The sequence below is a fragment of the Pseudomonas sp. JDS28PS106 genome, assembly GCF_036706555.1.
In the GTDB taxonomy this organism is placed as follows: domain Bacteria; phylum Pseudomonadota; class Gammaproteobacteria; order Pseudomonadales; family Pseudomonadaceae; genus Aquipseudomonas.
Window position 1 is genome coordinate 1 of record NZ_JBAJGT010000008.1, and the last position, 24,633, is coordinate 24,633.

Sequence of the window (24,633 nt, forward strand, 5' to 3'; positions counted from 1 at the left end):
TGTTGATACGCCTGAACGCCATGGCGCGGGATGGAACCCCGTGGAGGGATCAGCCGGTATGACGACGCCCGGATGAGGCGGGCTGCGCCCGCTCATCGGAGAGAGTCGAAAGACAGTTGGCTCCTACGGTTCGTACGGGCCGTAGGAGCGGATTCATCCGCGATCTGGCGCGAAGCGGCAGCATCATCAAACCGCGCAATATCACCCGCGCTCGGCAGGCACCGACGACAATTCAAACGGGCTGTTGCTGCGTCGCTGGTTGCGGTCTTCACGAGGGGTGGCGCCGAAGAAATTGCGGTAGGCGCTGGAGAAATGCGGGCCGGAGGAAAAGCCGCAGGACAGTCCGATCTGGATGATCGACTTGCTGGTCTGCATCAGCATCTGCCGGGCCTTGTTGAGGCGCAGTTCAAGGTAGTACTGGCTCGGCACCCGGTTGAGGTACTGCTTGAAGATCCGCTCCAGCTGACGACGCGAAACGCACACATGCTGGGCGATTTCGTCAGTGGTGAGTGGCTCCTCGATATTGGCTTCCATCAAGAGTACGGCCTGGGTCAGCTTGGGATGGCTGGAACCCAGGCGGTTCTGCAGCGGGATACGCTGGCGCTCGCCGCCTTCGCGAATACGCTCCACCACCAGCTCTTCGGACACTGCGCCGGCCAGCTCCGCGCCATGATCGCGCGAAAGCACCGCGAGCAGCAGGTCCAGCACGGACAGGCCGCCGCAGGCAGTCAGCCGGTCACGGTCCCAGTCGAACAGATGACTGGTAGCAATCACTTTGGGGAAGCGCTCGTTGAAATCATCCTGCCAGCGCCAGTGGACCGCCGCCCGGTAGCCGTCCAGCAGTCCCAGGTGCGCCAGCGGATAGACACCGGCTGACAATCCACCGATCACGCAGCCGGCTCTGACCACCTGTTTCAAGGCTGTAACCAGCGCCGGACTGACTGTGGCCGGCGGCTCGTCGGCCAGCAGGAACAGCTTCTGGAGACCCTCCAGCCGCCCCGACCACGGCTCGCCCGGCAGTCGCCATGCGCTGCCCTGCGCCTCGGTGCCCGCGATTTCAGTGTCGGCCTGCAGAAAGGTCAGCTCGTAGACGACCTCGGGATGAACGCTCTGGGCAACGCGCAAGGCTTCCTCGGCCAGCGCCAGGGTCAGCGCCTTGGTGCCGGGCCATACCAGGAAACCTATTCGATGGGCAGTCATTGAGTCATCCGAATACTTATCACCGCGCAAGACCGGCCCTCAACAGGACCGGTTCGAAACAGCCAGGACAGCTGGCGCGCTGCGCAGCATGCCTTGTTCTGCCGCAAAAGACACCGGCCACACGCCGCCGACCGTCACTTCAGGCTGCCCGAGAGGAACTGTTGCAGACGCTCGGTCTGCGGATTGCGCAACACTTCGCGCGGATCGCCGCGCTCCAGCACCACGCCTTGATGCAGAAACACCAGCTGGTTGGACACTTCACGGGCAAAACCCATTTCGTGGGTCACGACCACCATGGTCCGACCTTCCTGCGCCAGCCCCTGCATCACCTTGAGGACGTCACCGACCAGTTCCGGGTCGAGCGCCGAGGTCGGCTCGTCGAACAGCATGACTTCAGGTTCCATCGCCAGTGCGCGGGCAATCGCCACGCGCTGCTGTTCGCCACCGGACATATGGCCTGGGTAAGCGTCCTTGCGATGGCCGACGCCGACCTTGGCCAGATAATGCTCGGCTTTTTCCAGCGCTTCCTTCTTCGATACGCCCAGCACGTGCACCGGAGCCTCGATCACGTTCTGCAAGGCGGTCATGTGCGACCACAGGTTGAAATGCTGGAATACCATCGACAGCCGCGAACGCATGCGCTGCAGCTGTTTGGGATCGCCCGCCTTCAGGCCGCCGTCCTTGTTCGGCACCAGCTTGAGCTCTTCGTCGTTGAGCAGGATCTTGCCGGCATGAGGCTGTTCGAGCAGGTTGATGCAGCGCAGGAACGTGCTCTTGCCCGAGCCGCTGGAGCCGATGATGCTGATCACATCGCCTGCCTTGGCTGTCAGGGAAACACCCTTGATGACTTCATGACTGCCATAACGCTTGTGCAGGTCCCGGACTTCCAGTTTGTTCATGCTTTCGGTTCTCATAAATCGATCAATCACTGAGCAGGCGCCCTTGGCGCAGCGCAGTACGACCCGCCACTTTGGCGAGCCAGAATCCCGGTTGGGCGTATCGCAGCCGCTCGATGGCGAACAGGACGCCGGCGGTGCCCGCGCAGATGGTGCTGACCTGATCGGACAGCGGGTCGATGACTTCGAACAGCGGATCGCCGACCTCGACCACATCGCCCGCAGCACGCAAAAAGGTCACGACGCCCGGATGCGGCGCGTACAGCAGCTCGGTGCCTTCGAACGGCATGCCTTCGCAGGCTTCATGCGCTGCCCGCGGCCGCTCGCCGCCGATGAAACCCTGCTCGGCCAGGAACGCCAGGATGCCTTCGGCATGGGCCTGTGCGTCGAGCTTGCCGGTGTCGGCCTGCCCGCCCAGTTCGATAGTGGTCGCCAGACAGGCGAGCGGAATCTCGGCATCGGGAAAGATCCGCGACAGCCGCAACCAGGGCAGCGAACAGGCTTCGTCGAAGGAACTGCCGCCCGAATCCTCGGCCAGCAATGCGACCCGGACATCGAGATGCGCCGCCAGCGAACGCCACTGCGGCCAGTGCTGGGGCAAGGCGTACATGTGCAATGCAGCGTCGGCGTCGCAATGCAGGTCCAGCACCACGTCGGCGGTGCAGGCATGACCGATCAGCAGTCGTTGCAGCCCCTGCAGTTCGCTCTGCGCGGCGGGCAGCCTGCCCAGCGCTTCGCTCATCGCCTGCCGTATCAGCCGGGTATTGGCGCGCGGATCATCGCCCAACTGCCCTTCGAGCAGTTCGGCGACCGGCTCGCTCAGCTCGGTGAAGTCACGGTTGAAGTTCTTGCCGCTGCCGAACTCGAAACGCCCCTGATGCGCGCCTTGCAGCAGCTGGCCCAGACCCAGCGGATTGGCGACCGGCACCAGCTCGATGACACCCTTGAGCAGGCCCTGGGCTTCGAGTTCGCGCAGGCGTTTCTTCAGTTCCCAGGCGGTGCGCATGCCCGGCAGCTCATCGGCGTGGAGGCTGGCCTGAATGTAGGCCTTGCGCTCGCCACAGCCGAAACTGAACACACTCAGCTGACGCTGGGTACCCAGGGTGCTCCAGGGCAGCGGGTGATCGATTCTTTGCATGTCAGACCTTCCGTGGGGCCAGGTAACCCAGCCAGCGGCGTTCGGCGATCCGGAACAGCCGCACGAGAATGAACGTCAGGCACAGATAAAAGACACCTGCGGTGATATAGGCCTCGAAGGGCAGGTAATACTGGGCGTTGACCGTTCGCGCCGCGCCCGTGATGTCGATCAGGGTCACGATGGAAGCCAGACTGGTGGTCTGCAGCATCATGATCACTTCATTGCTGTACTGCGGCAGCGCGCGGCGCAGCGCCGAGGGCAGCAGAATACGCCGGTACATCTTCATCGGCGACATGCCGACGGCCCGTGCCGCTTCGATCTCGCCAGCGGGGGTCGCCTTGAGACTGCCGGCGATGATCTCCGCAGTGTAGGCGCTGGTGTTGATGGCGAACGCCAGACACGCGCAGAACGTCGCGCTGGACAACCAGGGCCACAGGAAGCTCTCCCGTACCGCCTCGAACTGCGCCAGACCGTAGTAGATCAGGAACAGCTGGACCAGCATCGGCGTGCCGCGAATCACGTAGGTATACGTCCAGGCCGGAAGATTGACCCAGCGGCGCTTCGAGACGCGCATCAGACCCAGCGGCAGCGCGGCGGCCAGCCCGATCGCCAGGGAAATCGCCAGCAGCTTGAGGGTGACGAGCATCCCGCTGAAGTACAGCGGCAGGCTGTCCCAGACGACGTTGTAGTCGAAGATCATAGGTCGGCAGCCCTCACGCCCACAGAGTAGCGCTTTTCCAGGTATTTCAGGGCGAGCAGCGAGACACTGGTAATGACCAGGTACAAGGCCGCGACCGCCAGGAAGAAGGTGAAGGGTTCACGCGTGGCATCGGCCGCCTGCTTGGCCTTGAACATCATGTCCTGCAGGCCGACTACGGAAATCAGCGCCGTCGCCTTGGTCAGTACCAGCCAGTTGTTGGTGAAGCCAGGGATCGCGAGCCGGATCATTTGCGGTACCAGAATCCGGAAGAACACCTTGAAGCCGCTCATGCCGTATGCAAGTCCGGCCTCGGCTTGCCCCTTGGGGATCGCCATGAACGCCCCGCGAAAGGTTTCCGAGAGATAAGCGCCGAAGATGAAACCCAGCGTCGCGATGCCCGCCGCCATGGGATCGAGATCGATGTAGTCTTCGAAACCCAGCATCGGCGCGACGCGATTGAGCAGATCCTGACCGCCGTAGAAAATCAGCAGGATCAGAACCAGATCGGGAATGCCGCGAATCACGGTGGAATACAGGTCGCCGAGCCAGGCCAGCCAGCGGACCGGCGACAGGCGCAACGCAACGCCGATCAGACCAAGAACGATTGCCAGGGCCATCGAAGACAGAGCCAGCTGCAAGGTCAGCCAGGCCCCTTCGAGGATCACAGCCCCGTAGCCTTTCAACATGTTTTGCGGTCCTCAAGCGTGTAATAAAAATGGCGCAAACCAGGCTGCCCTGTTTGCGCCATCTGAATGTTACCGACGGTTATTCGCCGTAGATGTCAAAGTCGAAATACTTGTCCTGAATGGCTTTGTACTTGCCGTTGGCGCGAATCGCCGCGATGGCCGCATTGATGCGATCCAGATTGGCCCTGTCGCCCTTGCGCACGGCGATACCGATGCCGTCGCCGAAGTACTTCGGATCGGAGAATGCCGGCCCCACGAAAGCGTAGCCCTTGCCAGCGTCAGTCTTGATGAAGCCGTCCTGCAACAGGGTCGCGTCGGCAACGGTGCCGTCGAGGCGGCCGGCGCCGATATCCAGATAGATCTCGTTCTGCGAGCCGTACGGCGTCACGACCGCGCCCAGCGGCGCCAGTACGTCACGGGCGAAACGCTCGTGGATCGAGCCGCGCTGCACACCGATCTTCTTGTCCTTGAGCTCGGCGAGGCTGTCGCTCACCACCGTGCCTTCCTTCATGACCAGACGCGCCGGGGAATTGTAGTACTTGCCAGTGAAGTCGACGGATTTCTTGCGGTCTTCGGTGATGGACATCGAAGACAGGATAGCGTCGATCTTGCGAACCTTGAGCGCCGGGATCAGGCCGTCGAATTCCTGCTCGACCCAGGTGCACTTGGCTTTCATCTCTTCGCACAGCGCGTTGCCGATGTCGTAGTCGAAGCCCACGATGCTGCCGTCCGGCGCCTTGGAGGCGAACGGAGGATAGGCCGCTTCGATCCCGATTTTCAGGGGTTTCTCGTCCGCGAAGGTTGGCTGCGCGAGCACGGACAGCGCGAGCGCGCCAATAAGCATGAGCTTTTTCATTTAGGACTCCATCGGTGAAGCACGACTAAGGCAGAGTGAGCGAAAGCCCAATATGCGAGGGACACCAAAGACAATGCCAGGCTCTACGGACAAGCCCGTGGCTGATAGAGAAGCATTTTAGCGGCACGATCATTGTCGATATTTCTTCAATGCGACAAATAGTTACGAATACACCAGCATACCCGCTTCAGTCTATTGACAAACCGGGATGTTCGTGATCGTGGAAATCATGCGAAAAAATAGCGTGGCAAAAAACCCGCCCATTATTCGCGTACCCTCCCGATCAGGCAAGCCCGACGTGCGGATTCGCCGACACTCCCGGCCAACGAAAACGCCCCGCGGCCGTACGGCCAGCGGGGCGTCTTCACGTCAGGCAAGGATCAGGCGACGTTCATGGTCTTGTGGGTATCGATCAGGTGCTGCACTACGCCCGGATCGGCGAGAGTCGAGATATCACCCAGCGAATCGTACTCGGCCGTGGCGATCTTGCGCAGAATGCGGCGCATGATCTTGCCCGAGCGGGTCTTGGGCAGGCCTGGCGCCCACTGAATGAAGTCCGGCGAGGCGATTGGTCCGATCTCCTTGCGCACCCAGTTGCGCAACTCGATGCGCAGCGCTTCGTCGGCGACTTCTCCGGCATTGAGCGTGACGTACACGTAGATGCCCTGCCCCTTGAGGTCGTGAGGCACGCCGACCACCGCGGCCTCGGCGACTTTCGGATGCGCGACCATTGCGCTCTCGATCTCGGCGGTACCCATGCGGTGACCGGATACGTTGAGCACATCGTCGACGCGACCGGTGATCCAGTAGTAGCCGTCTTCGTCGCGGCGCGCGCCGTCGCCGGTGAAGTACATACCCCGGAAGGTCTTGAAGTAGGTGTCGACGAAGCGGTCATGGTCGCCGTACAACGAGCGCGATTGGCCCGGCCAGGAATCCAGGATCACCAGATTGCCTTCCGCCGCACCTTCGATCAGGTTGCCCAGGTTATCCACCAGTGCGGGGATCACGCCGAAGAACGGACGGGTTGCCGAACCGGGCTTCAAGGCCGTGGCGCCCGGCAGTGGGCTGATCAGGATGCCGCCAGTTTCGGTCTGCCACCAGGTGTCGACGATCGGGCACTGCTGCTTGCCCACCGTGTCGTAGTACCAGCCCCAGGCCTCGGGATTGATCGGCTCGCCCACCGATCCCAGCAGACGCAGGCTGGAACCGTCGGCGCCTTCCACGGACTTGGTGCCTTCGGCCATCATGGCGCGGATGGCGGTCGGCGCGGTGTAGAGAATGTTGACCTTGTGCTTGTCGATGATCTTCGACACACGGGTGATGTCCGGATAGTTAGGCACACCTTCGAACAGCAAGGTTGTCGCCCCGTTGGCGAGCGGACCATAGACGATGTAACTATGGCCGGTGACCCAGCCCACGTCGGCCGTGCACCAGTAGACCTCGCCTGGCTTGTAATCGAACACTCGCTCATGGGTCAGCGCGGCGTAAAGCAGATAACCGGCGCTGGTGTGCAGCACGCCCTTGGGCTTGCCGGTGGAGCCGGAGGTGTAAAGGATGAACAGCGATTCTTCGGCGCCCATTTCCTTCGGCGCACAAGTGCTCGATGCGACTTCCAGCAGCGCGTGGTACCAGATGTCGCGGTGACGGTTCCACTCGATTTCGCCACCGGTGCGCTTGCAGACGATGACCTTCTGCACGCTGCTGGTTTCCGGGTTGGTCAGCGCACGGTCGACGTTGGCCTTGAGGGCGGTCTTCTTGCCGCCACGGATGCCTTCGTCGGCGGTAATCACCACTTTGGAGCTGCAATCGATGATGCGGCCCGCCAGCGCTTCCGGCGAGAAGCCGCCGAAAACCACCGAATGGATTGCGCCGATACGCGCGCAGGCCAGCATGGCGACCACGGCTTCGGGGATCATCGGCATATAGATGGTCACCACATCGCCGCGATGAACGTCCTGGCCGCGCAGTGCGTTGGCGAATTTGCAGACTTCGGCGTGCAGCTCGCGATAAGTGATTTCGCGATGCTCGGAAGGGTCGTCGCCCTCCCAGATGATCGCGATGCTGTCAGCGCGCTCTTCGAGGTGACGGTCAAGGCAGTTGTACGCCACGTTGAGCGTACCGTCGGCAAACCATTTGATGTCGACACGGTGATCGTCGAAGGACGTCTGCTTGACGCGGGTGAAGGGTTTGATCCAGTCGAGGCGCTGAGCCTGCTCACGCCAGAAACCATCGGGATTGACTACCGACTGCTGGTACATCGCCTTGTAGGTGGCCTCATCCGTCAGCGTAGTCGCTGCGACCTCTGGGCGGACGGGGTACAGGGGAGCTGCACTCATCTTGGTTACCTCGGTGGATAGTTGTTTTTGTAGGTTCCTCTGTTGTATCCCGCTGCCTGATGCCGGGCCATTCGACGTTGGTCTTACCGGGCCGACCGCTCTCCCCGCCCGCCGCGGCCCCGGCGCAACGATTGTTACAGATTTGCCAATAAGCATTATCGAAAGTTTTAATTTCTATCCGTGCGCAAGACTCTTAGAATTGTCCTCGCCAACTTGGCAACACTTGGCAGCCCCCACGAAGGCTTGAAAAAGAATCCAAAGAATCAAACATGCATAATCCTCGACGGGTTACGCACCCACTCGCCTGAAAGAAGGTTAATACATCGTGAGAATCTCCCTGTTGGTTATCGCCCTTTGCGGTTTCAGCACTCTGGCCATGGCCGAAGAATCGGAAACCAAGGTCGCCGCGCAGAAAGCCCGGGTCGAGCAGTACACCTACGACTCGCATCCGGACATCGCCCGCGTGCTCTCCATCAGCCCTATCCCCAACGTTTGCGAAGTCGTACCGGCGCGCATGACTTACGAAGACCACCAGGGTCAGCGCCACATCATGAGCTACCAGGTGATGGGCAACGGCTGCAGCAACGGCTGATCTGATTTCGGCAATGAAACCAGCGCCCCGTCTTCTCACCGACGGGGCGGTTTTCAAACCGTCTGATACTTTCCGAACAGCTTCAAACTCTTCGCAAGTTAGTCGCTTATTTATATCGTTCCGTCGAGCGAAGTTATACGGCGCCTGTCATTTATTATCCTCCCTCGACAGTCAGAAAATTCCTGACACGCCCTCCTCATTCCTGAACTACGCTTGCAGGACAATAACTCCGCTCCAGGAGAATGACATGACCTGCACCTCTTACGTGGCGCGAGAGCCCGATGCCAACGGCTTCATTGCTTGGCCGCAAGCCGACCATGCGGTATGGCAGACGCTGATCTCCCGGCAACTGAAGGTGATCGAAAACCGGGCCTGCCAGGAATATCTCGACGGCGTGGAGCAGTTGAATCTGCCGCGCGACCACATTCCGCAACTGGGCGACATCAATCGGGTACTGGGCGCGACCACGGGCTGGCAAGTGCAACGCGTGCCCGCGCTCATTCCTTTCCAGACCTTTTTCGAACTGCTGGCCAGCAAGCGCTTTCCGGTCGCCACCTTCATCCGCACCGAACAGGAACTCGACTACTTGCAGGAGCCGGACATCTTTCACGAGATCTTCGGCCACTGCCCGCTGCTGACCAACCCGTGGTTCGCCGAATTCACCCATACCTACGGCAAGCTGGGCCTGAGCGCCAGCAAGGAACAGCGCGTGTACCTGGCGCGACTGTACTGGATGACCATCGAATTCGGACTGGTCGACACGCCTCAGGGGCGGCGCATCTATGGTGGCGGCATCCTTTCTTCGCCGAAAGAGGCGGTGTACAGCCTTTCCGATGTGCCCGAGCACCAGCCGTTCGATCCGCTGGAAGCGATGCGCACGCCGTACCGCATCGATATCCTGCAACCTGTCTATTTCGTGCTGCCCGAGCTCAAGCGCCTGTTCGAGCTTGCCCATCAGGACATCATGGACCTTGTCCAGCAGGGCATGCGGCTGGGCCTGCACGCCCCGAAATTCGCGCCTCGCCCCACCAGGGCAAGCGCCTGAACCCACAGACCCAGGAGCTTTACATGACGCCACTCAATCAAGCCAGCTGCGAAGCCTGCCGCGCCGATGCCCCGCAGGTCAGTGAAGCGGAGCTGCCGGAGCTGCTGCGCCAGATTCCCGACTGGAACATCGAAGTACGCGACGGGGTGATGCAGCTGGAAAAGCGCTTCCTGTTCAAGAATTTCAAATTTGCGCTGGCGTTTACCAACGCGGTCGGCGAAATTGCCGAAGCCGAAGGTCATCACCCCGGTCTTCTGACCGAATGGGGCAAGGTGACCGTGACCTGGTGGAGTCACTCGATCAAGGGGCTGCACCGCAACGATTTCATCATGGCCGCTCGCACCGACGAGGTGGCCAAGAGCGCCGAGGGCCGCAAGTAATGCATTTCAAGGATATCCAGCGTGTGCCGGGTGACCCGATCCTGGGTCTGATCGAGGCGTACGCCAATGACCGCAACCCCGACAAGTTCGACCTGGGGGTGGGCGTCTACAAGGATGCACAAGGCCTGACCACCATTCCTCGCGCCGTGAAACTGGCCGAACTGCGCCTGGCGGAATCGCAACTGACCAAATCCTACATCGGCGGACATGGCGAGCCACGCTTCGGCGCGCTGCTCAACGAACTGGTACTGGGTGCCGATTCCCCGTTGCTCACAGCCCGACGCGCGGGCGCTACCCAGTCGCCGGGCGGCACCGGCGCGCTGCGCCTGGCCGGCGAATTCATCGCCCAGTGCCTGCCCGGGAAAGGCATCTGGCTGAGCGATCCGACCTGGCCGATCCATGAGTCGATTTTCAATAAGGTCGGCTTGAAGGTCAGTCATTACCCTTATGTGGGTGCCGACAACCGTCTGAATTTCGAAGGCATGCTCCAGACCCTGCGCGAAGTGCCGCAAGGGGATGTTGTCCTGTTACATGCCTGCTGCCACAACCCGACCGGCTTCGATCTGTCCCAGGACCAATGGCGACAAGTGCTGGACATCGTGCGCAGCCGCAACCTGCTGCCGCTGATCGACTTCGCCTACCAGGGCTTTGGCGACGGTCTGGAAGAAGATGCCTGGGCGGTGCGCCTGTTCGCCGCCGAGCTGCCGGAACTGCTGATCACCAGTTCCTGTTCAAAGAATTTCGGTCTGTACCGGGAACGCACCGGGGCACTCATCGTCACCGCCGGCGACGCCGACAAACTGCTCGACGTGCGTAGCCAGCTGGCCAACATCGCTCGCAACCTCTGGTCCAACCCGCCGGATCACGGGGCGGCCGTGGTGGCGGAAATCCTTGGCGATCCCGAGCTGAAAAGCCTCTGGGCTTCGGAAGTGGAAGAGATGCGCCAGCGTATTGCGCAACTGCGCGTCGGGCTGGTGGAAGCCCTGACCCCGCTGGGTCTGGGCGAGCGCTTCGCGCACATCGCGCAGCAGCGTGGGATGTTTTCCTACACCGGCATCAATGACGATCAGGTCGCGCGCCTGCGCCAGGAGCATAGTGTGTACATGGTCAGCGCCGGCCGGGCCAACATTGCAGGCATCGATGCCGCGCGCATCGACCGACTCGCCAGCGCCATCGCGGCGGTCTGCGGGCGGTAAGCCGTCTGGAAGCCGGGGGGCACCCGCTGTCGCCCGGCTTCCGGCCTTCGCGAAACGACAACGGAAACCGGATTCCGTTTGGCGGGAAATGACCAACGGAGCAAAAAAAATCCGGATTGTCATTTTCACTGGGGTATCCTGCGCGGGCTTTTTAAGCACGGTTTACCCTGAGAGGGCGTTCATTCCCTCTGAAACCCCTTGCGAGGAGCGATGACGATGCACGAAATTCCAAACTTCCCACCAGGCCAACAGGAACCGCAGCAATCACCCCTGGCTCAACAGGAAATGGGGCAGACAGACGGCCTGCAAGCCACTGCGCCAGCCAAGCAAGAGCCCGCTTCCAAGCCTTGAGGCTTGACTAAACGCCATCGTTTTCAGGTGTATCGAACCCGGCCAGACCGGCTTCATACGCCTGGAATGCCTACCGTGAAGACACCGCCATGACCGATTTCGATGATTCCCAAGCCACTTCGCTGATCGACGCCGCCGAGAAGATGATCGATATCTGGAACCGTCTCAGCCTGGAAAAACAGGCTGCCCTGTTGGCCCGTTTCGGCACCCAGGAAAACGCTCTGGCCGCGCTCATAACGACCCAGCTGGTGAACGCGGAAGACCGATAGGTTTCTGCTCGCCGCCGCGCGTTCTGCCCTGGTCTTTTTTCTGCTGTTTTTTCCTGTAGCAGCCCGCCCCCCGTTATCATGGCAACTTCGAAAGCTTGCTAAGGTTTTTCGCCTGCCTGCGTTCGACTGACTTTGCCCGCTCCACTGCCCAACTGGTCGTCTCCTCATGTCCGAACCTGAAGTTTCCGTCCCGCAGACCCCGATGGGGGTAACGCTGCTGGTCGTTTCCATTGTCCTTTTCACCTTCATCGGCTACCTGAACATCGGCATTCCGCTCGCCGTGTTGCCCGGCTTCGTGCACACCGACCTGGGCTTCGGCGCGGTAGTCGCCGGTCTGGTGATCAGCGTGCAATACCTGGCGACCCTGATCAGTCGTCCCTGGGCCAGTCGCATCATCGACAATCTGGGCAGCAAGAAGGCGGTGCAGATCGGACTGGCAGGGTGTGGCGTCAGCGGCGTGTTCATGCTGGTCCCGGTCTGGCTGGGGGACTGGCCGGTCGTGAGCCTGACCATCCTGTTCATCGGCCGGGTGATCCTCGGTAGCGCCGAGAGCCTGGTGGGCTCCGGCTCCATCGGCTGGGGCATCGGGCGCGTCGGTGCGCAGAACACCGCCAAGGTCATTTCGTGGAATGGCATCGCCAGCTATGGCGCCCTGGCGATAGGCGCGCCGCTGGGCGTCTGGCTGGTGAAGTCTTTCGGGCTCTGGACCATGGGCGTCAGCATCATGCTGTTGTGTGCCATCGGTCTGGCGCTGACCTGGCACAAACCCGGCGCGCCCATCGTGCATGGCGAGCGGCTGCCGTTCCTGCATGTGCTGGGGAAGGTTTTCCCCCACGGCATGGGTCTGGCGCTGGGCGGCATCGGGTTCGGCACCATCGCCACCTTCATCACGCTCTACTACGCAAGCAACCACTGGCCGGATGCGGCCTTGTGCCTGAGCCTGTTCGGCGGCTGTTTCATCCTCGCCCGTTTGCTGTTCGGCAATTTCATCAACCGTCTGGGCGGGTTTCGCGTGGCGATCGTCTGCCTGTCGGTGGAAACCCTCGGGCTTCTACTGCTGTGGCTGGCACCGACCCCCACCCTGGCGCTGGCGGGCGCCGCCCTGACTGGGTTCGGCTTTTCGCTGGTGTTTCCGGCACTAGGCGTCGAAGCGGTGAATCTGGTGCCGGCATCCAGCCGCGGCGCGGCGGTCGGCGCCTATTCGCTGTTCATCGACATGTCATTGGGCATCACCGGCCCGCTGGCAGGCGCCATTGCGGCAGGTTTCGGATTTGTGTCGATATTCCTGTTCGCCGCACTGGCCTCGCTGTGCGGGTTGGGGCTGAGTGTTTATCTCTACAAACAGGCGCAGGCGGCGCGCCACTGAGAGAGCCAGGACAGCTTGGCACGGATCGATGTGGGAGGGACCTTGATCGCGACCCAGGCAACGCGGTCCGTCAGATAAACCGCGCCGTCAGCATCGCCAGCAAGACGGATCGCCGCCCGCTGGCTCCTACAGTCGTCATGCGCAAGTCAATGCTGAACAGCCTTAGAAATCCACCTTGCCCCGCCCGGCCTTGATCGAGCCACGCTTGCTCTTGGCTTCCAGACGGCGGGTTTTCGAGCCTAGTGTCGGCTTGGTGGGGCGGCGTTTTTTCTCGACCTTGCCGGCACTGAGGATCAGCTCGGTCAGCCGCAACAAGGCATCGGCGCGGTTCTGCTCCTGGGTCCGGTACTGCTGGGCCTTGATGACGATCACGCCCTCGCCGGTGATCCGGCTGTCGCGCAGCGCCAGCAACCGCTCCTTGTAGAACGGCGGCAGCGACGAAGCCTGAATGTCGAAGCGCAGGTGCACGGCGCTGGACACCTTGTTGACGTTCTGCCCACCCGCGCCCTGGGCGCGGATGGCCGTCAGTTCGATTTCAGCGTCAGGCAGATGGACGTTGTTGGAAATCACCAGCATGGAGATCTCTCCTCGCTCGAATGCCGCTACGCCACCGCCGCCGCGCCGCGCTTGACCTTCAACCGGTAGCACAGCCACATGACGACCAGCCAGACCGGAATCGCGTACACCGATACCTGAATCCCGGGAATCATCAGCATGATGCCGAGGATGAAGACCACGAACGCCAGACACAGGTAGTTGCCGTAGGGGTACCACAGCGCCTTGAAGGTCGGGACCTGCCGCGTGCGGTTCAGATGCTGACGAAACTTGAGGTGCGAATAGCTGATCATCGCCCAGTTGATGACCAGGGTCGCCACCACCAGCGACATCAGCAGTTCCAGTGCCTGGTGCGGCATGAAGTAGTTTAGAAGCACCGCCACCAGCGTGACCACGGCGGACGCCAGTATGCCCCGTACCGGAACGCCGCGCTTGTCCACCTGCGCGAACGCCTTGGGCGCGTCGCCCTGCTCGGCCATGCCGACCAGCATCCGGCTGTTGCAGTAGGTTCCGCTGTTATAGACGGACAAGGCGGCGGTCAGCACCACGAAGTTGAGAATGTGCGCCGCAGTATCGCTGCCCAGCAGGGAGAAAACCTGCACGAAGGGGCTGCCGCTGTAGCTGTCGCCCGAAGCATTGAGCGTACCGAGCAGCGTGTCCCAGGGCGTCAACGACAAGAGCACCACCAGCGCGCCGATGTAGAAAATGAGGATGCGGTAGATGACCTGATTGATCGCCTTGGGAATGACGGTCTTGGGTTGCTCCGCTTCGGCCGCGGTGAAGCCGAGCATTTCCAGGCCACCGAACGAGAACATGATGATCGCCAGCGCCATCACCAGCCCGCTCACGCCATTGGGGAAGAACCCGCCATGCTCCCAGAGATTGCTGACCGACGCCTGGGGACCGCCGGTGCCGCTGACCAGCATGTAACTGCCCAGAGCGATCATGCCGATGATCGCCACCACCTTGATAATGGCGAACCAGAATTCGGTCTCGCCGAACACCTTGACGTTGGTCAGGTTGATGGCGTTGATCAGCACGAAGAAGACCGCCGCCGACACCCAGCCCGGAATATCGGGCAGCCAGTAATGAATGTATTTGCCCACCGCCGTGAGTTCGGACATGCCGACCAGGATATACAGCAGCCAGCAGTTCCAGCCGGAAAGAAAGCCGGCGAACCCGCCCCAGTAGTTGTGGGCAAAGTGACTGAACGAGCCGGCGACCGGTTCTTCGACGATCATCTCGCCAAGCTGGCGCATGATCATGAAAGCGATGAACCCGCAGATCGCGTAGCCGAGGATCATCGACGGGCCTGCCGACTTGAGAACCCCGGCCGATCCCAGGAACAGGCCGGTGCCGATGGCGCCGCCCAGGGCGATCAACTGGATATGACGGTTTTTCAGGCCGCGTTTCAACTCACCCGAGGGCGAGATTTTTTCACTCATGGACATGACCACCTGGTTATTCTCGCCCCTCTGGCGGGAGCGGACTGCTGCGCAACGGCCAGCGACGGCCGGGAGCGGTTTGAAGCGGGATCGCGAAAAAGCCGGGCATTGTACACCCTGCGGGCGATGGCGGGCTTAACGCAAAGTCGACAGCTTCTGCGGGAAACAAAAACGCCAGTCTTCCGACTGGCGTTTTTGTCGTCCTCCTGCCGCAAACTTCTTCGCCGAGGCTCGTCGCGAGCAAGCTCCCTCACACGTGATCCGCGTGATCCGTGGGAGGGAGCTTGCTCGCGACTGCAGCGTCGACTACAGGCCTGCGATCACTGCGGCTTGCGACGTCCGAAGCCCGGACGCTGACCGGAACCTGCGGGCGGCCCACGGCGCTTGCCTGAAGGCGCATCGTCATCGACCAGCTTGATGCCCGGACGCTTCGGTGCTGGCTTGGCCGGGCGCTTGTTCATCTCGCTCGGACGTTCCGCCACAGGCGTGCCGCGACCACCTTCGGCCGGGCGCGAACGCGAGCCCGGTTTCCCGGAGTCCTTGCGCGGCGATGGACGCTGGCTCGAATCGCCGCGCGGACGATCACGATCGCTGCCCGGCACTTGTGGCTGACGCGGCGCGCGCTCGGCAGGCGCGGAGGCGCCGTTGGCCGGACGCAGGGTGCGCACGCGCTCGCCCTTGCCCAGAGGACGCGACGACTGACGCTGCAGGCGCTCCAGTTTTTCCTTGGTCTTGGCGTTCATCTGCGGCTGGGCCACAGGCGTCAGGCCTACTTCGGCGGACAGAATGTCGACCTCGTACTGACTCATTTCACGCCAGCGGCCCATCGGCAGGTCGGAGTTGAGGAACACCGGCCCGTAACGAACGCGCTTGAGGCGGCTGACCACCAGCCCCTGGGACTCCCACAGACGACGGACTTCGCGGTTGCGACCTTCCATCACCACGCAGTGATACCAGTGGTTGAAGCCTTCGCCACCCGGAGCCTGCTGGATGTCGGTAAAGCGCGCCGGACCGTCTTCCAGTTCCACGCCGCTCTTGAGGCGTTCGATCATCTCGTCATCGACTTCCCCACGCACACGCACCGCATATTCACGGTCCATCTCGTAGGAAGGATGCATCAGGCGGTTCGCCAGCTCACCGTCGGTGGTGAACATCAGAAGACCTGTGGTGTTGATGTCCAGGCGACCAATGTTGATCCAGCGGCCTTCCTTGGGACGCGGCAGGCGGTCGAACACGGTCGGACGGCCTTCAGGGTCGTCGCGGGTGCAGATTTCGCCGTCCGGCTTGTTGTACATGATGACGCGGCGCACGGTTTCGGCCGCTTCTTCGCGCTTGATCAGGCGACCGTCGACGCTGATGGCGTCGTGCATGTCGACGCGCTGACCGAGGGTCGCATCCTTGCCGTTGACCTTGATGCGGCCCTGGCCGATCCAGGCCTCGACGTCACGGCGCGAGCCGACGCCGATACGCGCCAGCACCTTTTGCAGCTTTTCGCCGGCCGGTTTGCTGTCCTGGCTGTCAGGTATGTCTTGTTCACTCATCTGGGCACCTCCCGGTGTGTCGAATCAGGCCGGGCACAAGCGTGGCCAGGCCTGTTGCCCGCGTGCCGCGCGGGGATGCGCGATGCCGCAGGGCGGAATACTGTGGAAGCCCGCGGCGCAGGTTTGCCGGGGGGTCGCGAATCATACGCTCATGTTGCGCAACGCGCATCAAAGGCTAGTCGAAAATTGCCGAGTCACTTCTTCTTTTTGCGACCGGTGGTCTTGAGCCGCTTGAGCCGCACGGCTGACTCGGCCAGCACTTCGCGCTTGTCATCCTTGTCGAGTTTTTTCCACGCCTTGATCTCCCGCTTGGTCCGCCCGCAGCCCAGGCAGACATCGTCATCGAATTTGCAGAGGCTGATGCAGGGGTTTTTGGTGGAGCTCATGGATAGCGGTTCTCGTGGTCGGTCATCGCCAGCAAGGCGGAACGCCGCCCCGGTGGCTCCTACAGACGCATACCGACCGTAGGAGCCAGCTTGCTGGCGATGTACGCAGCGCCCCTACGGCGCCTCATCCTCTGGTTCATCGCGCAACAAATCGTCGAAGTCTGTCTTGAGGCCCTGTTCCATGCTGTCGAGTTCCGCCAGCAGGCTGCGAAAGCTGGTTTCGTCCTTCGGCGCTTCGGGTTCTTCTTCGTCTTCCAGGGACGCATCGGCCAGGGCCTGAATGTGCGCGGGCACCGGGGCGTCTTCGAAATCCAGCGCAGGCTCGGTTTCCATCTCGCGCAGTTCGGCCAGCGGTGGCATCTCGTCGAGACTCTTGAGGTTGAAATGGTCCAGGAAACCCTTGGTGGTGGCGAACATCGCCGGCCTGCCCGGCACGTCGCGGTAGCCCACGACCCTGATCCATTCGCGCTCCAGCAAGGTCTTGACGATGTTGCTGTTGACCGCCACACCGCGCACGTCTTCGATTTCGCCGCGGGTGATCGGCTGGCGGTAAGCAACCAGGGCGAGGGTTTCCAGCATCGCTCGCGAATAGCGCTGTGGTCGCTCTTCCCACAGACGCCCGACCCAGGGCGAAAAACGCTCGCGGATCTGCAAGCGATAGCCCGAAGCGACTTCCTTGAGTTCGAAGGCACGCCCTTCGCAAGACTTGCGCAATACGTCCAGCGCCTTCTTGAACACCTTTGGGTCGGGCCGCTCGGCTTCTTCGAACAACTCGTACAAGCGCTCCAGCGTCTGGGGTTTTCCAGACGCCAGCAGGAAGGCTTCGAGCAACGGGGCCAGATCGCGGGGTTCGTTCAGGTTCATTCGGTCACTGCTCTACTCGGCTCGCGCCCGGACATGGATCGCCGCGAACGGCTCATTTTGCACCAGTTCCACCAGCGACTCCTTGACCAGTTCCAGCACGGCCATGAAGGTCACCACCACGCCCAGCCGTCCTTCCTCGGCGCTGAACAACTCGGCGAAGGGCACGAAGCCCGCGCCCTTGAGCCGTTCGAGCACGTCGCTCATGCGCTCACGGGTCGACAGCGCTTCACGACTGACCTGATGACTTTCGAACATGTCGCCACGGCGCAGGACCTCGGCCATGGACATCAGCACTTCCTCCAGGCTGACGTCGGGCAGCAGCTTGCGCGCCCGCGCCTCGGGGGCGTCCAGGCGGGGCACCAGCACGTCGCGACCGACCCGCTGCAGGGCGTCGATGCCTTCGGCGGCGGCCTTGAAACGCTCGTATTCCTGCAGACGGCGGATCAGCTCGGCACGCGGGTCGCCCTCTTCTTCCTCGACCTCCGCGGAGCGTGGCAGCAGCATGCGCGACTTGATCTCGGCCAGCATGGCGGCCATCACCAGATACTCGGCGGCCAGTTCCAGGCGTACGGTCTTCATCAACTCGACGTAACCCATGTACTGTCGGGTGATCTCCGCCACCGGAATGTCGAGGATATCGATGTTCTGTTTGCGGATCAGGTACAGCAACAGGTCCAGCGGCCCTTCGAAGGCTTCGAGAAAGACCTCCAGCGCATCCGGCGGGATGTAGAGATCCAGCGGCATCTGCGTGACCGCCTGGCCGTAGACCAGCGCGAACGGCAGTTCCTGCTGGGCGTCAGCCTGAGGGTCGAGCGTCTCGACGACGGTCATTACGCCTCGCCACCGAATGGCGTCGGATCGCCGCAGCCGACGCGAATCACCTTCGGATCACCCTCGGCCAGGCTGACCACGGTGGAAGCGGCGATCCCGCCCATGCCGCCGTCGATGATCAGGTCGACCTGATGTTCGAGCAGTTCGCGCATTTCATAGGGATCGCTCAATGGCACGCTGTCGCCGGGCATGATCAGACTGACGCTCATCAGCGGCTCGCCCAGTTCTTCCAGCAGCGCCTGGGCGATGGGATGGCTGGGCACGCGCAGGCCGATGGTACGACGCTTGGGGTGCAGGATCAGCCGTGGCACTTCACGGGTGGCGTTGAGAATGAAGGTGTAAGGCCCCGGCGTATGGGCCTTGAGCGCGCGGAATGCGCCGGTATCGACCTTGGCGAACAGCCCCAGCTGGGACAGGTCGCAGCACAACAATGTGAAATTGTGCTTGTCGTCGAGCTGACGCAGGCGCCGTATTCGCTCGATGGCGCTCTTGTCGCCGATCTGGCAACCCAGTGCGTAGGAGGAATCCGTGGGATACACCACCAGCCCGCCGGCCTTGATGATCTCCGCCGCCTGTTTGATCAGGCGCGGTTGCGGGTTCTCCGGGTGGACCTGGAAAAATTGACTCACGATACGTTCCTGTTCAGACGGCGGCAGTAGACGGTTCATGTTTGAATCTGCACCACAAGGGCGGCAAATCTTCAGGTACGGGGCGGTATATGCCGATTTCCGACCAGGCGCCAGGGCCGTGGAAATCACTGCCGGCGCTCACCAGCAGGCCGAACTCGCGCGCCAGGATGGATAAGGTGCCGACCTGCTCGGCCGGCTGCATGCCGTTGACCACCTCGATGGCATGTCCGCCCGCCTCGAGGAAATCGGCGACCAGTTTACGCCGTTTGCTGCGCGTAAAGTCATAGTGCGACGGATGCGCCAGGCTCACCCAGGCGCCGGAGGCCCGCAGCGTGGCGACGGTCTGCGCAAGCGTCGGCCAGTGCTGCTTGACGTCGCCCAGCTTGCCGGCGCCCAGCCATTTGCGAAACGCTTCGGCGCGATCCTTGACGTATCCGCCGCGCACCAGAAACTCGGCGAAATGCGGGCGGGCCGGCGCATTGCCGCTGTCGCCCAGTTCCTGCTGGATGGCGCGAGCCCCGTCCAGCGCGCCGGGCATGCCTTTGGCCGCCAGTTTGCGATCGATTTCCTCGGCACGCAGCCAGCGACCTTCGTGCAGTTGGGCAATCGCCTCGTTCAGCGCCGGTGCCTTCGGATCGAACGCATAGCCCAGCACATGAATGGTCGCCCCGCCCCAGGTGCACGACAATTCGACGCCGTCGATCAGTTGCATGCCCAGCGCGACAGCGGCTTCCCGGGCTTCGGGAAGACCTTCGAGGGTATCGTGGTCGGTCAGGGCCAGGACGCGCACGCCATGTTCGTGAGCACGGGCAACCAGTGCGGCGGGCGCGAGCGTGCCGTCGGATGCGGTGCTGTGGCAGTGCAGATCAACATTCATAGTGGTGCTTTCGCGGTCATTGATGTTTGTTATTATGCCGCCACATCCTGCTTCTGGCTGCCATTGTGAAACAATTCATCGATTTCATCCCGCTGCTCCTGTTTTTCATCGTCTACAAGACCGAACCTCGCGCCGTCGACATTCTGGGGCACAGCTACATGCTGGGCGGGATCTTCAGCGCTACCGCAGTGTTGATCCTGAGCTCGGTGGTGGTCTACGGCATCTTGTACGTCAAACAGCGCAAGCTGGAAAAGAGCCAGTGGCTGACGCTGGTCGCCTGCCTGGTATTCGGCAGCCTGACGCTGGCTTTCCACAGCGAAACCTTCCTGAAGTGGAAAGCGCCGGTGGTCAACTGGCTGTTCGCCCTGGCGTTCGCCGGCAGTCACTTCATCGGTGACCGACCGTTGATCCAGCGTGTCATGGGCCACGCGCTGACCTTGCCGCAGCCGGTCTGGGTCCGCCTGAACGTGGCCTGGATTCTGTTCTTCGTGTTCTGCGGCGCAGCCAACCTCTACGTCGCTTTCACTTATCAGGACTTCTGGGTCGACTTCAAAGTCTTCGGCAGCCTGGGCATGACGCTATTGTTCCTGGTGGGCCAGGGCATCTACCTGACCCGCCAAATGCATGACGCCGCACCCTCTTCCACGACCAAAACCGAGGACTGACATGCTCTACGCCATTATCGCCACCGACGTCGCCGATTCCCTGGACAAGCGCCTGAGCGTGCGCCCTGCTCATCTGGAACGTCTCAATACCCTCAAGGACGCCGGTCGCCTGGTGCTGGCCGGTCCGCACCCGGCCGTTGACAGCAATGACCCGGGTGCCGCCGGTTTCAGCGGCAGCCTGATCGTGGCCGAGTTCGATTCGTTGACCGCCGCCGAAACCTGGGCCAAGGCCGATCCGTTCGTGGCGGCCGGCGTCTATGCCAACGTCGTGGTCAAGCCGTTCAAGCAAGTCCTGCCATAGTCGCCCCCTGACCGCCTGCTTCAGAACAGCGAGGCCCGGCTCCTCGACCTTTGCCGCCCGATCAGCCACCGCCGCCCGTGACCACTGGCGGCGTTGCGATGATTGCCCTGTTGTGCGGTATATTTGCCAGCGGTTGGCGTAGGCAACGCCGGCAATGGCTAAATTGAGTGAGTCATGAGCGAGCTGTTACTTATTGATGATGACCAGGAGCTGTGTGAGCTGCTGGTCAGTTGGCTGGGTCAGGAAGGTTTCCAGGTGCGGGCATGTCACGACGGCAACAGTGCCCGCAGCGCCCTGGCGCAAATGGCGCCGGCCGCGGTGGTTCTCGATGTGATGCTGCCTGATGGCAGTGGCCTAGAGCTGCTCAAGCAGTTGCGCAGTGAACACCCGGATCTGCCGGTGGTGATGCTGTCGGCACGAGGCGAACCGCTGGATCGCATCCTGGGTCTGGAGCTGGGCGCCGACGATTACCTTGCCAAACCCTGCGACCCGCGTGAACTCACTGCCCGTCTGCGGGCCGTGCTGCGGCGCAGCCATCCGGTCGCATCGCCTACCCAGCTGGAGCTGGGCGACCTGAGCTTCAGTCCGGTGCGTGGCGTGGTCAGTATCGACGAGAAAGAACTGACGCTGACCGTTTCCGAAAGCCGCCTGCTCGAAGCCCTCTTGCGTCAACCCGGCGAACCGCTGGACAAGCAGGAACTGGCGCAACTGGCGCTGGGGCGCAAGCTGACGCTCTATGACCGCAGCCTGGACATGCACGTCAGCAACCTGCGCAAGAAGATCGGCCCGCACCCCGACGGCCGCCCGCGGATCGTGGCGTTGCGCAGCCGCGGATATTATTACTGCCTTTGATTTCGGGGAAACCCCCATCGCCAGCAAGCTGGCTCCTACGCGGAGGCTGTAGGAGCCAGCTTGCTGGCGATCAAAGCGACACCAGCTTTACAAAGCCTTTACCCTCCCCTGACCGCGCTTGACCTTGATCTCCCTAAACTGGGCTCCAACGGCAAACGAGCCGGACCAGAGACAAGGAGATTCACCATGCGCAAGACCCTGATCGCTATGATGTTCGCCGCTGCACTGCCAACCGTCGCCATGGCCGCGCCCGCCGGTGGTCCTGGCCCCGATTTCGATGCACCGGGCATGCACATGGATCGCGACCATCGCGGCCCTGGCATGCACCGCGGTCCAGGCCCCCTGGGCGAGCTGGACCTGAGCCGCGAGCAGCGTGCGCAGATCGGCAAGCTGATGGGCGAGCAGATGCACGAGCGTCGCGAGATCACCAAGCGCTACCTGGACAAGCTGCCGGCGGCTGACCAGAAAGCCATGAAAGACGAAATCGCCGCCAAGAAGGCCAAGACCGACAGCGATATCCGCGCGGTTCTCAAGCCTGAGCAGCAAAAGCAGTTCGATGACATGAAGAAGAAGCAGGACGAGCGCCGCGCTGAATGGGCAGAGTTCAAGGCCTGGAAAGCGGAAAAGGCCAAGAAGGCGCAATAATCGTCAAATCGTCCACCCGAACCCGGCATGCCCTGCATGTCGGGTTTCTCCATTGAGGAAACTCCGTGCGCTCATTGTTCTGGCGAATTCTGGCCAGTTTCTGGCTGGCTATAGCCCTGGTGGCAGGCCTGTCGATCCTGCTCAGTCATATGCTCAACCAGGATGCCTGGATCCTCAATCGGCATCCGGTTCTCAATCAAGTACCGCATGAATGGACGCGGATCTACGAAGAACAAGGCGCCGACAGCGCGCAGGATTATCTTCAGAACATAAAGCGCCGGCATCGAATCGACGTCCAGGTGCTCAACGACAGCGGCGAATCGGTGGTCCGCGGCACTTTTCCGCCTCGCGCGGCGGCCTTCGAAGCGCGCCAGCAGGATGGCGACCCCAGACAATTGCCATGGCGCCGTCTGACCACTGAATACACCAGCGAACGCAGCGGCGACACCTACCTGCTGATATTCCGCATCCCCCATCCCGAACTGGAAGACTGGCATCGCCAGAGTCTGATGTGGCCGCTCAGTGCGCTGGGCATCGCCCTGGTGGTCCTGACCCTGTTCAGCCTGCTGGTGACCCTTTCCATCACCCGGCCGCTCAGTCGCCTGCGTGGTGCCGTGCATGATCTGGGACAGACCAGTTATCAGCAGCACAGCCTGGGCCAGCTCGCCAATCGCCGGGACGAGTTCGGTGTGCTGGCGACCGATTTCAACCGCATGGGCGCTCGTCTGCAAAGCCTGATCGGCAGCCAGCGCCAGCTGCTGCGTGACGTCTCACATGAACTGCGCTCGCCACTGGCGCGGCTGCGTATCGCCCTGGCGCTGGCCGAGCGCGCGGAGCCGGCCGAACGGGAAAAGCTGTGGCCTCGGCTAGGACGCGAATGCGATCGACTGGAAGCACTGATCAGCGAAATTCTGGCTCTGGCGAGGCTCGACGCTGACTTTGGCAGCCCTGAGCCGGTGCGAGTCAAGGAGCTGTTGCAACGTCTCAAGCACGATGCCCAACTGGATGCCTCGTCGCAGACCATCGAGGTCGATGCGACCAGTGACCTGAGCCTGCAAGGCTGGCCGGACATGATCGAACGCGCGGTGGATAATCTCCTGCGCAATGCGCTGCGCTTCAGCCCGCCTGGCGCGGCTGTCGAAGTGAAGGCCCGAATGATCGAAGGACGCATGCAGATCAGCGTCCGGGATCACGGCCCGGGTGCGGCACCGGAGCATCTGGCGCAACTGGGCGAACCTTTCTACAGAGCGCCGGGCCAAAGCGCTCCGGGTCACGGTCTGGGGCTGGCCATTGCCCGACGCGCCGCGGAACGTCACGGCGGCAGTCTGACCCTGGGCAATCATCCGGACGGCGGCTTCATCGCCGTGCTGGATCTGCCGCCCGAGCCGATCGTGACGACGAACTGATCAGCCCTGCCAGGCCGAAACCAGCCCGCTCGCGTCGACTTTCTGGGCTTCGCGTGGCGGGTTCTGCGGCGTGCCCAGGTACAGGAAGGCAATAACCTCCTCGTCCGGCGCCAGGCCGAATCCCTTGGCGACCACCGGCGAGTAGCACAGCTCTCCGGTGCGCCAGACCGCGCCCAGCTCCATGGCATAGGCCGCGAGCAGCACGCCATGGGCCGCACAGCCGGCGGTGATCAACTGTTCCTTGCGCGGCACTTTGTAGTGATCCTGCAGCCGGGCAACCACTACCATGATCAGCGGCGCGCGCAACGGTCCCAGCCGCGCCTTGTCCAGCGCCTGTTGAGTCACCTCGCCGCCGCCCTGCTCCAGGGCCTGCACCAGCAGCTCGCCCATGCGCTCGCGCGCCGTACCTTCCACGGTGATGAAACGCCACGGGCGCAACTGGCCATGGTCGGGCGAACGCAGCGCCGCGCCCAGCAGGATTTCCCGCTGCGCGGCATCCGGGGCCGGGTCGATCAATCGCGGTACCGATACCCGATTGAGCAATACGTCGAGCGCTTCCATGGACTGTCTCCTTGAAAAAGTAAATGGGGCATTCTAGGGGTGTCGGCCATCCGGCGCGAGTCGC

General features: G+C 62.3%; 27 protein-coding genes and 1 pseudogene. 12 read left to right on the plus strand and 16 right to left on the minus strand.

The annotated features are described in order from the left end of the window. Positions 1-201: 201 nt before the first annotated feature. The 7 genes from TRP66_RS14425 to acs form a co-directional block, all read right to left on the minus strand. Positions 202-1,200 carry a GlxA family transcriptional regulator gene (locus tag TRP66_RS14425; protein ID WP_333403842.1) on the minus strand — a complete coding sequence of 333 codons (999 nt, stop codon included), beginning with the start codon at positions 1,198-1,200 and terminating at the stop codon, positions 202-204. 134 nt (positions 1,201-1,334) lie between these two features. After that, on the minus strand, positions 1,335-2,099 hold the full coding sequence (locus tag TRP66_RS14430) for an ABC transporter ATP-binding protein (RefSeq protein ID WP_333404276.1): 765 nt from the start codon (positions 2,097-2,099) through the stop codon (positions 1,335-1,337). Between the two features lie 22 nt (positions 2,100-2,121). Beyond that, a complete protein-coding gene (locus TRP66_RS14435) occupies positions 2,122-3,234 on the minus strand; it encodes a M14 family metallopeptidase (RefSeq protein ID WP_333403844.1) in 1,113 nt (370 codons plus the stop codon). A 1-nt stretch (position 3,235) separates the two neighbouring features. Next, positions 3,236-3,934, minus strand: coding sequence for an ABC transporter permease (locus tag TRP66_RS14440; protein ID WP_333403846.1), 699 nt, complete (start codon positions 3,932-3,934; stop codon positions 3,236-3,238). Then, positions 3,931-4,620, minus strand: a complete 690-nt coding sequence (locus tag TRP66_RS14445) for an ABC transporter permease (RefSeq protein ID WP_333403848.1) — start codon at positions 4,618-4,620, stop codon at positions 3,931-3,933. The genes TRP66_RS14440 and TRP66_RS14445 overlap by 4 nt, the downstream gene beginning before the upstream one ends. Before the next feature lie 79 nt (positions 4,621-4,699). Continuing rightward, positions 4,700-5,476, minus strand: coding sequence for an ABC transporter substrate-binding protein (locus TRP66_RS14450; RefSeq protein ID WP_333403850.1), 777 nt, complete (start codon positions 5,474-5,476; stop codon positions 4,700-4,702). 380 nt (positions 5,477-5,856) lie between these two features. Continuing rightward, on the minus strand, positions 5,857-7,812 hold the full coding sequence (acs, locus tag TRP66_RS14455; protein ID WP_333403853.1) for an acetate--CoA ligase: 1,956 nt from the start codon (positions 7,810-7,812) through the stop codon (positions 5,857-5,859). 376 nt (positions 7,813-8,188) lie between these two features. On the opposite strand from acs, the gene TRP66_RS14460 reads away from it, so the two are divergent. From TRP66_RS14460 to TRP66_RS14485, 6 genes are all read left to right on the plus strand, one after another. Further along, on the plus strand, positions 8,189-8,404 hold the full coding sequence (locus TRP66_RS14460) for a DUF2790 domain-containing protein (protein WP_442965211.1): 216 nt from the start codon (positions 8,189-8,191) through the stop codon (positions 8,402-8,404). Between the two features lie 247 nt (positions 8,405-8,651). Beyond that, positions 8,652-9,449: a phenylalanine 4-monooxygenase gene (gene phhA / locus TRP66_RS14465; protein ID WP_333403856.1), complete on the plus strand. Its 798-nt coding sequence runs from the start codon at positions 8,652-8,654 to the stop codon at positions 9,447-9,449. A gap of 23 nt (positions 9,450-9,472) precedes the next feature. Continuing rightward, positions 9,473-9,829, plus strand: coding sequence for a 4a-hydroxytetrahydrobiopterin dehydratase (locus tag TRP66_RS14470; RefSeq protein WP_333403858.1), 357 nt, complete (start codon positions 9,473-9,475; stop codon positions 9,827-9,829). Beyond that, on the plus strand, positions 9,829-11,025 hold the full coding sequence (locus TRP66_RS14475; protein WP_333403860.1) for an amino acid aminotransferase: 1,197 nt from the start codon (positions 9,829-9,831) through the stop codon (positions 11,023-11,025). The genes TRP66_RS14470 and TRP66_RS14475 overlap by 1 nt, the downstream gene beginning before the upstream one ends. A gap of 440 nt (positions 11,026-11,465) precedes the next feature. Continuing rightward, positions 11,466-11,645, plus strand: coding sequence for a hypothetical protein (locus tag TRP66_RS14480; RefSeq protein ID WP_333403862.1), 180 nt, complete (start codon positions 11,466-11,468; stop codon positions 11,643-11,645). Between the two features lie 166 nt (positions 11,646-11,811). Beyond that, positions 11,812-13,011 (plus strand): MFS transporter, encoded by a 1,200-nt coding sequence (locus TRP66_RS14485; RefSeq protein ID WP_333403864.1) that lies wholly within the window; start codon positions 11,812-11,814, stop codon positions 13,009-13,011. A 162-nt stretch (positions 13,012-13,173) separates the two neighbouring features. On the opposite strand, the gene arfB is transcribed toward TRP66_RS14485, so the two are convergent. The 8 genes from arfB to TRP66_RS14525 form a co-directional block, all read right to left on the minus strand. Next, on the minus strand, positions 13,174-13,587 hold the full coding sequence (gene arfB, locus TRP66_RS14490) for an alternative ribosome rescue aminoacyl-tRNA hydrolase ArfB (protein ID WP_333403866.1): 414 nt from the start codon (positions 13,585-13,587) through the stop codon (positions 13,174-13,176). A 26-nt stretch (positions 13,588-13,613) separates the two neighbouring features. Beyond that, a complete protein-coding gene (locus tag TRP66_RS14495) occupies positions 13,614-15,011 on the minus strand; it encodes an amino acid permease (protein WP_333403868.1) in 1,398 nt (465 codons plus the stop codon). Positions 15,012-15,331: 320 nt separating this feature from the next. Further along, a complete protein-coding gene (gene rluB / locus TRP66_RS14500) occupies positions 15,332-16,552 on the minus strand; it encodes a 23S rRNA pseudouridine(2605) synthase RluB (protein ID WP_333403870.1) in 1,221 nt (406 codons plus the stop codon). A gap of 194 nt (positions 16,553-16,746) precedes the next feature. Then, complete coding sequence (locus TRP66_RS14505; RefSeq protein WP_333403873.1) at positions 16,747-16,938, minus strand: DUF1289 domain-containing protein; 192 nt, start codon at positions 16,936-16,938, stop codon at positions 16,747-16,749. Positions 16,939-17,052: 114 nt separating this feature from the next. Then, entirely contained in the window at positions 17,053-17,802 is a 750-nt protein-coding gene (gene scpB, locus TRP66_RS14510; protein WP_333403876.1) for an SMC-Scp complex subunit ScpB, read from the minus strand. 12 nt (positions 17,803-17,814) lie between these two features. After that, the gene (locus TRP66_RS14515; RefSeq protein ID WP_333404278.1) at positions 17,815-18,513 is read right to left on the minus strand and encodes a segregation and condensation protein A; all 699 of its coding nucleotides are present in this window, start codon (positions 18,511-18,513) and stop codon (positions 17,815-17,817) included. A gap of 119 nt (positions 18,514-18,632) precedes the next feature. Next, positions 18,633-19,262 (minus strand): L-threonylcarbamoyladenylate synthase, encoded by a 630-nt coding sequence (locus tag TRP66_RS14520; protein ID WP_333403878.1) that lies wholly within the window; start codon positions 19,260-19,262, stop codon positions 18,633-18,635. 13 nt (positions 19,263-19,275) lie between these two features. After that, the gene (locus tag TRP66_RS14525) at positions 19,276-20,139 is read right to left on the minus strand and encodes a PHP domain-containing protein (protein ID WP_333403880.1); all 864 of its coding nucleotides are present in this window, start codon (positions 20,137-20,139) and stop codon (positions 19,276-19,278) included. 65 nt (positions 20,140-20,204) lie between these two features. Between TRP66_RS14525 and TRP66_RS14530 the strand changes: the two genes are divergently transcribed. The 6 genes and pseudogenes from TRP66_RS14530 (at position 20,205) to TRP66_RS14555 (ending at position 24,008) form a co-directional block, all read left to right on the plus strand. Then, on the plus strand, positions 20,205-20,804 hold the full coding sequence (locus TRP66_RS14530; protein ID WP_333403882.1) for a septation protein A: 600 nt from the start codon (positions 20,205-20,207) through the stop codon (positions 20,802-20,804). Position 20,805: 1 nt separating this feature from the next. Beyond that, positions 20,806-21,105, plus strand: coding sequence for a YciI family protein (locus tag TRP66_RS14535; RefSeq protein ID WP_333403884.1), 300 nt, complete (start codon positions 20,806-20,808; stop codon positions 21,103-21,105). 26 nt (positions 21,106-21,131) lie between these two features. Further along, positions 21,132-21,272, plus strand: a pseudogene (locus tag TRP66_RS23610) (translation initiation factor 2); the annotation flags it as partial. 7 nt (positions 21,273-21,279) lie between these two features. Continuing rightward, on the plus strand, positions 21,280-21,957 hold the full coding sequence (locus TRP66_RS14545; RefSeq protein ID WP_333403887.1) for a response regulator transcription factor: 678 nt from the start codon (positions 21,280-21,282) through the stop codon (positions 21,955-21,957). A 186-nt stretch (positions 21,958-22,143) separates the two neighbouring features. Further along, positions 22,144-22,602, plus strand: a complete 459-nt coding sequence (locus TRP66_RS14550; protein WP_333403889.1) for a Spy/CpxP family protein refolding chaperone — start codon at positions 22,144-22,146, stop codon at positions 22,600-22,602. 65 nt (positions 22,603-22,667) lie between these two features. Next, positions 22,668-24,008: a sensor histidine kinase gene (locus tag TRP66_RS14555; RefSeq protein ID WP_333403891.1), complete on the plus strand. Its 1,341-nt coding sequence runs from the start codon at positions 22,668-22,670 to the stop codon at positions 24,006-24,008. Here TRP66_RS14555 and TRP66_RS14560 read toward each other — a convergent pair whose 3' ends face one another. Then, positions 24,009-24,569 carry a nitroreductase family protein gene (locus TRP66_RS14560; protein WP_333403893.1) on the minus strand — a complete coding sequence of 187 codons (561 nt, stop codon included), beginning with the start codon at positions 24,567-24,569 and terminating at the stop codon, positions 24,009-24,011. It abuts the gene before it with no gap. Positions 24,570-24,633 lie beyond the last annotated feature (64 nt).

Bases quoted from the DNA above. Each gene is read 5' to 3' on its own strand.
- TRP66_RS14450 (WP_333403850.1), bottom strand. From the start codon at position 5,476: ATGAAAAAGCTCATGCTTATTGGCGCGCTCGCGCTGTCCGTGCTCGCG.
- TRP66_RS14525 (WP_333403880.1), bottom strand. From the start codon at position 20,139: ATGAATGTTGATCTGCACTGCCACAGCACCGCATCCGACGGCACGCTC.
- rluB (WP_333403870.1), bottom strand. From the start codon at position 16,552: ATGAGTGAACAAGACATACCTGACAGCCAGGACAGCAAACCGGCCGGC.
- phhA (WP_333403856.1), top strand. From the start codon at position 8,652: ATGACCTGCACCTCTTACGTGGCGCGAGAGCCCGATGCCAACGGCTTC.
- scpB (WP_333403876.1), bottom strand. From the start codon at position 17,802: ATGAACCTGAACGAACCCCGCGATCTGGCCCCGTTGCTCGAAGCCTTC.
- arfB (WP_333403866.1), bottom strand. From the start codon at position 13,587: ATGCTGGTGATTTCCAACAACGTCCATCTGCCTGACGCTGAAATCGAA.
- TRP66_RS14535 (WP_333403884.1), top strand. From the start codon at position 20,806: ATGCTCTACGCCATTATCGCCACCGACGTCGCCGATTCCCTGGACAAG.
- acs (WP_333403853.1), bottom strand. From the start codon at position 7,812: ATGAGTGCAGCTCCCCTGTACCCCGTCCGCCCAGAGGTCGCAGCGACT.
- TRP66_RS14440 (WP_333403846.1), bottom strand. From the start codon at position 3,934: ATGATCTTCGACTACAACGTCGTCTGGGACAGCCTGCCGCTGTACTTC.
- TRP66_RS14460 (WP_442965211.1), top strand. From the start codon at position 8,189: ATGGCCGAAGAATCGGAAACCAAGGTCGCCGCGCAGAAAGCCCGGGTC.
- TRP66_RS14480 (WP_333403862.1), top strand. From the start codon at position 11,466: ATGACCGATTTCGATGATTCCCAAGCCACTTCGCTGATCGACGCCGCC.
- TRP66_RS14560 (WP_333403893.1), bottom strand. From the start codon at position 24,569: ATGGAAGCGCTCGACGTATTGCTCAATCGGGTATCGGTACCGCGATTG.
- TRP66_RS14430 (WP_333404276.1), bottom strand. From the start codon at position 2,099: ATGAACAAACTGGAAGTCCGGGACCTGCACAAGCGTTATGGCAGTCAT.
- TRP66_RS14505 (WP_333403873.1), bottom strand. From the start codon at position 16,938: ATGAGCTCCACCAAAAACCCCTGCATCAGCCTCTGCAAATTCGATGAC.
- TRP66_RS14495 (WP_333403868.1), bottom strand. From the start codon at position 15,011: ATGAGTGAAAAAATCTCGCCCTCGGGTGAGTTGAAACGCGGCCTGAAA.
- TRP66_RS14425 (WP_333403842.1), bottom strand. From the start codon at position 1,200: ATGACTGCCCATCGAATAGGTTTCCTGGTATGGCCCGGCACCAAGGCG.
- TRP66_RS14485 (WP_333403864.1), top strand. From the start codon at position 11,812: ATGTCCGAACCTGAAGTTTCCGTCCCGCAGACCCCGATGGGGGTAACG.
- TRP66_RS14550 (WP_333403889.1), top strand. From the start codon at position 22,144: ATGCGCAAGACCCTGATCGCTATGATGTTCGCCGCTGCACTGCCAACC.
- TRP66_RS14545 (WP_333403887.1), top strand. From the start codon at position 21,280: ATGAGCGAGCTGTTACTTATTGATGATGACCAGGAGCTGTGTGAGCTG.
- TRP66_RS14470 (WP_333403858.1), top strand. From the start codon at position 9,473: ATGACGCCACTCAATCAAGCCAGCTGCGAAGCCTGCCGCGCCGATGCC.
- TRP66_RS14445 (WP_333403848.1), bottom strand. From the start codon at position 4,620: ATGTTGAAAGGCTACGGGGCTGTGATCCTCGAAGGGGCCTGGCTGACC.
- TRP66_RS14475 (WP_333403860.1), top strand. From the start codon at position 9,829: ATGCATTTCAAGGATATCCAGCGTGTGCCGGGTGACCCGATCCTGGGT.
- TRP66_RS14435 (WP_333403844.1), bottom strand. From the start codon at position 3,234: ATGCAAAGAATCGATCACCCGCTGCCCTGGAGCACCCTGGGTACCCAG.